Source organism: Rivularia sp. UHCC 0363 (assembly GCF_034931125.1).
Classification (GTDB): Bacteria; Cyanobacteriota; Cyanobacteriia; order Cyanobacteriales; family Nostocaceae; genus Rivularia.
In genome coordinates, this window is record NZ_JAYGHM010000034.1 from 15,087 (window position 1) to 23,720 (window position 8,634).

General features: G+C 39.8%; 7 protein-coding genes. 3 read left to right on the forward strand and 4 right to left on the reverse strand.

The features are described from left to right. Nucleotides 1-103 precede the first annotated feature (103 nt). Nucleotides 104-1,660 carry a DNA repair protein RadA gene (gene radA / locus VB797_RS19390; RefSeq protein ID WP_323239370.1) on the reverse strand — a complete coding sequence of 519 codons (1,557 nt, stop codon included), beginning with the start codon at nt 1,658-1,660 and terminating at the stop codon, nt 104-106. A gap of 177 nt (nt 1,661-1,837) precedes the next feature. On the opposite strand from radA, the gene rpaB reads away from it, so the two are divergent. From rpaB to VB797_RS19405, 3 genes are all read left to right on the forward strand, one after another. Then, on the forward strand, nt 1,838-2,566 hold the full coding sequence (gene rpaB / locus VB797_RS19395) for a response regulator transcription factor RpaB (RefSeq protein WP_323239371.1): 729 nt from the start codon (nt 1,838-1,840) through the stop codon (nt 2,564-2,566). Nucleotides 2,567-2,800: 234 nt separating this feature from the next. Continuing rightward, nucleotides 2,801-3,436 carry a cofactor assembly of complex C subunit B gene (locus VB797_RS19400; RefSeq protein ID WP_323239372.1) on the forward strand — a complete coding sequence of 212 codons (636 nt, stop codon included), beginning with the start codon at nt 2,801-2,803 and terminating at the stop codon, nt 3,434-3,436. Nucleotides 3,437-3,512: 76 nt separating this feature from the next. Then, nucleotides 3,513-4,058 carry a DUF456 domain-containing protein gene (locus tag VB797_RS19405; RefSeq protein ID WP_323239373.1) on the forward strand — a complete coding sequence of 182 codons (546 nt, stop codon included), beginning with the start codon at nt 3,513-3,515 and terminating at the stop codon, nt 4,056-4,058. Between the two features lie 334 nt (nt 4,059-4,392). Here VB797_RS19405 and VB797_RS19410 read toward each other — a convergent pair whose 3' ends face one another. The 3 genes from VB797_RS19410 to VB797_RS19420 form a co-directional block, all read right to left on the reverse strand. After that, nucleotides 4,393-5,136, reverse strand: a complete 744-nt coding sequence (locus VB797_RS19410; RefSeq protein ID WP_323239374.1) for an LEVG family PEP-CTERM protein — start codon at nt 5,134-5,136, stop codon at nt 4,393-4,395. A 531-nt stretch (nt 5,137-5,667) separates the two neighbouring features. After that, nucleotides 5,668-6,477 carry an LEVG family PEP-CTERM protein gene (locus VB797_RS19415; protein ID WP_323239375.1) on the reverse strand — a complete coding sequence of 270 codons (810 nt, stop codon included), beginning with the start codon at nt 6,475-6,477 and terminating at the stop codon, nt 5,668-5,670. A 1,345-nt stretch (nt 6,478-7,822) separates the two neighbouring features. Further along, nucleotides 7,823-8,581 (reverse strand): HEAT repeat domain-containing protein, encoded by a 759-nt coding sequence (locus VB797_RS19420; protein WP_323239426.1) that lies wholly within the window; start codon nt 8,579-8,581, stop codon nt 7,823-7,825. Nucleotides 8,582-8,634: the final 53 nt, after the last annotated feature.

Genomic DNA, 8,634 nt, shown 5'->3' on the forward strand with positions numbered 1-8,634 from the left:
AATATATGATTTAGATGCTTTTTAGCTTAAGGAGCAAGATGCTCCTACTACAAAGTTTTGATAACTCCTATTTCTCCTTGTCCCCTTGTCTCCCCATCTCCCATCACTCCTCCATTTCCATATCCTCCTCATCCGGTTCCAAATCTTCATCAGTAAGTGTTTGCTGGGGTATTGCTGCAATAATCGCGTCTATCACTTTGGAAACCTGGACAATTTCTATATCTAATTCGGGAAATTTCTGTCCTTTGGGGACGATCGCTCGTTTAAATCCTAACTTCGCTGCTTCTTTTAACCTTAATTCCATTTGGGATACCGATCGCACTTGTCCCCCTAAACCGACTTCACCAATTAATACGGTACCGGAATCTACGATTCGATCTCGGAAACTAGCAACAATCGCGATCGCAATTCCCAAATCGACTGCTGGTTCTTCTACATTTAATCCCCCTGCGGAAGCAACGTAGGAATCTAACTTGGACATGGGAATCCCGACTCGTTTTTCTAATACTGCCAAAATTTGCACCAAACGACTGTAATCTACTCCGGTGGTGGAACGACGGGGAGAAGAGTAACTAGTCGGACTTACCAAAGCTTGCAATTCCACAACAATGGGACGAGTACCTTCGCAAGCTACCACAATCGCAGTACCGGGTGCTGGGTCATCGCGACTACCTAAAAATAATTCACTGGGGTTGGGAACTTCCCGCAATCCGTTCGCAACCATTTCAAAGATACCAATTTCATGGGTCGCACCAAAACGGTTTTTTACGGTTCTCAATAAGCGATGGGAAGCAAATCTGTCTCCTTCAAAATACAGCACGGTATCAACCAAGTGTTCCAGAACTTTCGGACCTGCGATCGCGCCTTCTTTAGTGACGTGTCCTACGATTAACATGGTAATGTCTTCATGTTTTGCCACTTTCATCAAAGCCGCAGTACATTCTCGTACCTGTGCTACCGAACCTGGTGCAGAAGTTAAGGCTGGGAAAAACACCGTTTGAATACTATCAATTACCGCTAAATTTGGTCTGAGAGATTCAATTTCCTTGAGAATTTCTTCTAAATCGGTTTCGGGTAAGATATATAAATCACTTTCAACCTTAACCGATTTTCCGTTTTGTTCGCTTACTTCTGTCTCTGGTGCTACCGTAACCTTGCCATTACCATTTATTTCTTGACTCAGTTCCTCAGCAACACCCAAACGCGAACCCCTTAACTTAACTTGTTGTCCGGATTCTTCCCCCGATATATAAAGAACGCGATATTGTTGAGACAATGAATTTGATACTTGTAATAGCAAAGTAGATTTACCGATGCCTGGATCGCCACCAATTAACACCATAGAACCTGGAACTACCCCACCACCTAACACCCGGTCTAACTCTCCATAGCCAGAACTCCAGCGTTCAACTTGGCGATCGCTAATCTGGTCTAACCTTAAAGAAGCTCGCGGTTTAGCTGGTTTGCCACCAGCAGTTTTCTTCTTACTCATCTGAGCGTGCCAAGCACCCACACCACGAGAAGATACATCGGTAGAGTTTTGTACCGCAACTTCCTCTTCTAAAGAGTTATAGGTTCCGCAAGCCGGACACTTACCAAACCATTGAGGAGTTTCTCCGCCACATTGAGAGCAAACGTAATAGGTTTTTGGCTTTGCCATTCTTAATATTATTAAATAAACTTAAATATTCTTAATTTTCTTTTAAATTGTTGAGCGAAGCAAAATCGAATAATAGTAATAAGTTCAAGGTTTTCACGAATAAATAATTGGAATGATATCTTAATAATATGGTACTAAAAATTAATCTAGAAAAACTTTAGTTAAGGAGCGTTGAGATTGGAAAACCATAAAGAAAAAATCCTGGTAGTAGACGACGAAGCCAGCATTCGCCGGATTTTAGAAACGCGGCTTTCAATGATTGGCTACGATGTGGTCACGGCTGGTGATGGGGAAGAAGCTTTAGATACCTTCCGCAAAACAATTCCTGACTTAGTAGTTCTAGATGTAATGATGCCCAAGCTAGATGGTTACGGTGTCTGTCAAGAATTACGCAAGGAATCTGATGTCCCTATTATTATGCTAACAGCTTTGGGAGATGTCGCAGACAGAATTACTGGCTTAGAACTCGGTGCTGATGACTATGTAGTAAAACCATTTTCCCCCAAAGAACTAGAAGCTCGCATTCGTTCGGTATTGCGACGAGTAGACAAAACTGGTGGTTCTGGGATTCCCAGTTCTGGAGTAATACACGTAAGTACGATTAAAATCGACACAAATAAGCGTCAAGTTTATAAAGGTGACGAACGCATTCGCTTAACGGGAATGGAATTTAATTTACTAGAACTTTTAGTAAGTCGTTCGGGAGAAGCTTTTTCCCGGTCGGAAATTTTGCAAGAGGTGTGGGGATATACACCAGAACGTCATGTAGACACCCGCGTGGTAGATGTACATATCTCCCGTTTGCGAGCCAAATTAGAAGATGACCCTTCAAATCCAGAATTAATACTTACCGCAAGAGGTACGGGATATTTGTTTCAACGCATAATTGAACCAGGGGAAGAATAGGAAATTACAGTGAGGAGTTAGGAGTTAAGAGTGAGGAGTTAGCAGTTAAATGCAATACGGTGCTTTTCGTGGAATTTATAGTGACGCTAAACAATTTCGCAAAAAATGCAGCATAGAAGCAAGCTCCGCATGAATTTTAGACTTGAGATTAAACGAGCCTTAAAGTTTAACCAAGAAAACAATCCAAAATCTAAAATCTAAAATTGAACTGAATTAACTCATAACTACATCAAAATGGCTAATCGAGATCCTAATCGCTTTTATCGGCGTCTACCTATCATTGTAGGTGGGCTAGGCGCTGTACTTTTGTTTATTAACCGTTTGCGATCGTCAGAATTAACTGATTCTCAAACTCGTGCTGATGTACTTGGTGTAATTTTAAGTGCAGTTTTAATCTTAACGGGTTTAATTTGGCAGCAGGTACAGCCGCGAACTCCCGATAGCGTAAAGCTTATAGGTGAAGAAGGCTTTTTTCTCGCTCCAGATTTGCCCTCAGATGTAAAAACAGAATTGGCTTGGGCATCTCATTTATTATTAACTAATACCGTAACTCGTTGCGTGGTAGTTTACTATCAAAACAAAGTTTTATTGCGTCGAGGAATTCTAGGAGAGAAATCAGTTGTTACACCAGGAGCAATATTAAAGCGAGTTTTAGAAAAATATCAGCCAGTTTATTTAGTAGATTTAAAAGTGTATCCCGGAAGAGTTGAATTTGATTATTTACCAAGTAATACTCAAGGTGTAATTTGTCAACCAATTGGTAAAGAAGGAGTCTTGATTTTAGGAGCGCACGCTCCACGCAGCTATACCAAACAAGACGAAAAATGGATCGCAGGAATTGCGGATAAATTAGCTGTTACTTTAAATTAGTTAGGAGTTAGGAGTTAGGAGTTAGGAGTTATCTGTTTTCCCATCTCTTTCATAATTAATAAAATAACTAAGAAATATGCAACTTATTTACGGGTTAATAATTGCTTTGATGATAGTGGGTATTATTGGTGCTGTGGTTCCTGGGATTCCGGGAACTAGTTTGATTTTAATTGGAATTATTATTTGGGGATTTATTAAAGGTTCATTCGCTTCTATCAGCTTACCTTTGATTGTCACGGGAGTCGTTTTACTGTTGAGCATGGGGATTGATTTTTTTGCTGCATACTGGGGAGCGAAAAAAGCGGGTGCAAGTAAATGGGGACAAATTGGAGCGATGGTTGGATTAGCAGTAGCATTCTTTGGATTATTACCACCTTTTTTAGTTGTTGGGGGTCCTTTAATTGGTATTTTAGTTGCACCACTTTTAGGAGCAATCATTGGCGAATTAATTTACCGAAGGGATTTATTAATCGCAATTAAAGCCGGTTTAGGAATTGTTGTAGGTAGTTTAATTGGAAATATCATCCAAGGTTTTTTAGCTTTCGCAGCGGTTCTAGTTTTTGTTTTTACAACTTGGTCGCAAGTATTTGTAACAGGGCTTACGCAAAGCCCCCCTTTCTAAGGGGGGTTGGGGGGATCTTAACGACTGGGATACTTAATTTTATAAGTGATTCTTGGAAGCCCACACCATAATCTCTGATTTGGTGTGGGAGGATGTCACTCAATTAATAACCATCATTTTTGCCTGTAAACATTCAATGAACTAGGGGCATAGAATCAACTTCTATACCCCTATAAAATGTCACATTAAATCAAGAAATTCTATACAAAAAGCAATTTGATCTGAATTGGATATGTCCGTTTTGTATTCGCTACGGGTACATCCTGAATATCATAGATAGCTGATTAAAAAAGTTTGCAAAAAAGATTTACTATGTTTCGTTTATTAAGAGAGCCTATGCTAACTTTTTACGCTTCTTCACACCGAACATACCAGCTACTGCTAAAGCTCCAAGGCTAAAGGTTGCTGTGGGTTCGGGTACGGTTTTCACAATTTCGACTCCAGAAATGGTTACACCATCACCTTTTCCTTTACCGTCAGTTTTGCCAAGCTGTAATACCAAAGAAGTTACATTTTTTAACGATAATGTTTGGGTATTACCATCAGCTCCTGCTACCAACATTTTATCTGTAACTTTCTGTCCGTTAACTTCAAGAATTCCGCTAGAGCGAGCTGATTCTACATCAAAAAAGTCAATGGTAATTTCTTCCAATTCTCTTTCAAATTCAAATAAGAAACGACCTACTTCTAATTCACCTCCTTCAGATGCCACACCATCATCTTGGATAGCCGCAGCACGAAGCCAAAATTGTCCTATACCTTCAGTTGTACCACCATCTGAAGTTCCGAATCGAATAAAACCATTACCGTAATCGTTTTCAGTTCCTTTACTATCAACAAATAATCTGCTGAGTCCGTAATTTACTTTCTGTCTCTTATCAGTGTCAAACTGCAAACTTGTAACGCTGAAACCAGAAGAACTTGTACTAATACACTGACTGGGGTCAAGACATCCAAGGTTGGTTGTTTTAATTTCACCTTCTTGTTGAGGTATGAGGCTAGCAGCATGAGCCGCAGGTGCAGCAGCGAAACCTAAACCCAAACCTAAAATTGCAGCAATAACGTTAAACTTTCTCATGATTTCCCTTCTTCTCTTTGTTTAAGTGAGGAGGCAAGTAATTTGTTTTGTTGCCTCTTGACTAATCACTAAGTTAATAGACCAATTGGCAAAAATGTAAGCCCTAGCGAGCAGAATTAACTTAAACTTTATTTTGAGACAAAAATCGAAAATTCGTCCGAAAAATTACTATATTTGGCTTGTAAATAATTACTACGATTGGGTTTAACTTACTATTTCTACCGAAAAAATACTAGATTTAATTGCTTTTTAGATGCTCTTCTTCAAATTACTAAATATTCTTTCGGTAATAACTACGAAATTGCGTAATAATTCTCATGTTTTAAAAGTAAAAAAAAAGAGTAGCTAGATAACTTAACAAAAGAAAGTTAATTATCTATCTACTCAATCAAAGTTTAAAGAGAAGGGAATTTTTTTAAATAATTAAAGATGCGATGGCTATGACATTTTTTATACCAGTATTTATTGAAATTATTTTAGTGGTGAGATGCGACCCTAAATCCGGTAAGTAAGAGTAAATCATTACATGACTTACGCTTTTTGGGAAGTTCCTTTGCGACGCTTTAAGGTAAGTACTCCAGCAACTGCTAGAGCGCTCAAGCCGATGACGTTTTCTGATTCAGGTACACTCACTTGTAGTGAAACACCATCACCAGTTTTACGGAAATTGCTGTTAGGACCGGGCTTACCAAGCTGAACTTGAAAGCTTTTAACATCTTTCAAAACTAAGGTTTGGATGTTACTGTCCTTGCCTCCTTCTAATAGTAAATTTTGTATATCTACAACATCTTCGCCGTTGACTTTTTGGATAATCCCACTGAATTCACTATCTTCTATATCAAAGAAGTCTAGTCTGACTTCACTAACGGTGTTCTGCAACACGAACTCGAACAGACCAACTTCCAACTGTCCGTTTTCAAAAGCAACAAGATTGCCATTTTCATCGAGGATATTAGCTTGAGGACGAAGCCAATATTCGTTCTTATCTGGATTAGTTCCTGCATCCTTAGTGCTATTGCCTTTGAAGGTGATTCCAAACCCATAATCGTTTGGAGTGCTTCTATCATCAACAAACAAGCGGCTTTTTCCAAACTGTGGGGCATTTGGATGGTTAGCATTAATGTTAAAGTCCAAACTTTTAACTGTGTAACCAAATGGTGTTGTATCTATACAACTGCCAGTGATACAAGAAACATCGCTATCGGGGTTAGTAAGCTGAATTTCACCTTCTTGTTGAGGAACCAACGAAGCCGCTTTTGCTTCTGAAATAGATGCAGTAGCAATACCTAAACCGAGGGTAGAAATTGCCAGGGTTTTTACTAACTTGTTGAAGCTTTTCATTTTTATTTCTCCAGAAAATACTGATTTGTTAAAGTGTCTCTCGGATACTTAGTTTGTGTGTTTCCTCGTATCCATATTTGTATAGTATTTCGGTGTAAGTGAATATGTCATCCCTTATCTCTAGGATTTATGACAACTTAATCTTGGGAATAAATTAAGGTAAACTACTTAGCTGCATGAGTATATAGAATACATCATCTTGCGTAACTGTTGCGGTCTAAATAGTTATTTATAAGTTAGTAATTCTGATACTTTGTTAAAGTTTATAGATGTTTAGAGCAGAACTTTATAAAGAGTTAAAGATTGGCGAATTTCTCGTAGTTTAATAGCTCTAATTTCTGCAAAAAAGGTCATGGGAGTTCGCTGGTGTAACAAGTAAAAAAACAGGAATTTTCCGGATAAAGTTAACTGATGATTTCCTTACAACTGCTTTTTTCTACGATTATTAGGCCAAATTGTTCTTCTAAGTAAGTAACTGAAGCTCCCTTCGGTGCGGAAACTACGTGACAATTACCTATATAGCGGTTTTCAGTTGAATAGAATACAAAATTGACCTCACCCCCTTCCCCTCTCCTTAGTAAGGGTGAGGTTTCAGAGTGTATTACACTAGGCTGTTGACTCTGTAGTTTTTTTGGGCTAAAAGTTCATACAGTTTTTGTGTCGGCTTTTGACGGTCGGCAGAGCCGACTGTCATGGGTTCCCAGCCGGAGGCTGGGAACCAGTTAATGCATGAGCCAAAAACGGGTAAATTCTATCAAAGTCAACACCCTAGTATTACACCCAAACAAAAACCGCTATATATAGGAATCCGTTTTGATTTCTGAAACGTAGATATCGTAGGGGAGGCAAATTGCGATGTGGATTTTCCTCCCGCAATATTGTCGTTACGTGATGGCTTCAGATCAAAAGGTGCGTTACGCTCGATTTGGTAATCCAAGATTTGTAGTGCGAGCGTCCCGCTCGCTAGCTAATAGGTAGAGCTAATAGGTAGCAAGCGTCTCGATGCTCGTTACTTAGCAGCAAGCTTCTAGCTTGTCCTTACGGACACGCTACTTGTTGACCGCACTACCACGACCCATTCAGCTTCATATTCAACACACAAATAACCTCTACCAGGCGCTAAGTTAGGTAATTAGGTGATAAAAATACAGTAATTACTCAATGTCACAAGCATTATCTTGGTGCGCGACACGAAAAGCTGATTATTACGTTAAAAATGAGTCAAAGTGTCACAGCACCTACAAGAAAATATGCCAGCGTAAGTCCTAAAATAAATTATGCGAGGTGAAGGGGAAAGCAAAATTTCCTTTAACCGTTTTTTATGACCAATGTCCTACGTGAAAAACTAAAACCATCCTTCTTGTTCGAGAGTTTCGATTAATTGAATTCCACGGGGGTCTCCGACTCTTAACAGCGCGGCTCTAGTATCTTCACGCACTCCTAAATCTTCATCTTCTGCGAAAACTTGAATCAAAGCATCGATCGCAGTCGCGTAAACAATATTATTCGGTAGTTCGCGGCATAATTGTCCAATCGTCCAAGCGCAATTACTTCGTACTGCTGGCATTGAGTCATTTACCAAGCCTTCAATCAAAGGTGGAATAGCACCTACAACAGCTTCATAACTGACTTTTGCCATCTGTGCCAAAGAACTAGCAGCCCACAATCGCACGGCGGAAATATCGGTTCTTAAAGCATCAGCTAAAGGGGCTAGACAGCGAATGTCTCGGCAATTACCTAATGCCCAAACTACACCTTTTCGCACATAACCGTTCCAATCTCGATTCAATTGATTAATTAAAGGTTCAACAGCATCCGGGCTGGGATTGCGTCCTATACCATATGCTGCGCTCACTCGCACCAAAGGACAAGTATCTGTCAATAAGCCAATCAAATGAGGAATAGCCCGAGCATCCTCTATATCACAAAAAGCACGAGCCGCCAGCATTCTCTGCTGTGGCTGGGGATTTTCAAGCAGCGCTAACATTGCTTCCGGATTCGGTTTTGCCGCTTCTGACTCAGCACTCAGCGGCTCCATCTTATCTAGAGGGCTTTCTAGTTCCGCTTCGACATCAAGTAGGTAAGTGTCATCTGCATCATACATAAATTCTAAATTACCATTTACCATTACCTTTGGGAAGAGGGAGCAAAAAGTGA

What these genes read in the sequence shown, in the direction of transcription:
- radA (WP_323239370.1), bottom strand. Translation starts at nt 1,660, where the DNA reads ATGGCAAAGCCAAAAACCTATTACGTTTGCTCTCAATGTGGCGGAGAA.
- VB797_RS19400 (WP_323239372.1), top strand. Translation starts at nt 2,801, where the DNA reads ATGGCTAATCGAGATCCTAATCGCTTTTATCGGCGTCTACCTATCATT.
- VB797_RS19405 (WP_323239373.1), top strand. Translation starts at nt 3,513, where the DNA reads ATGCAACTTATTTACGGGTTAATAATTGCTTTGATGATAGTGGGTATT.
- VB797_RS19410 (WP_323239374.1), bottom strand. Translation starts at nt 5,136, where the DNA reads ATGAGAAAGTTTAACGTTATTGCTGCAATTTTAGGTTTGGGTTTAGGT.
- VB797_RS19415 (WP_323239375.1), bottom strand. Translation starts at nt 6,477, where the DNA reads ATGAAAAGCTTCAACAAGTTAGTAAAAACCCTGGCAATTTCTACCCTC.
- VB797_RS19420 (WP_323239426.1), bottom strand. Translation starts at nt 8,581, where the DNA reads ATGTATGATGCAGATGACACTTACCTACTTGATGTCGAAGCGGAACTA.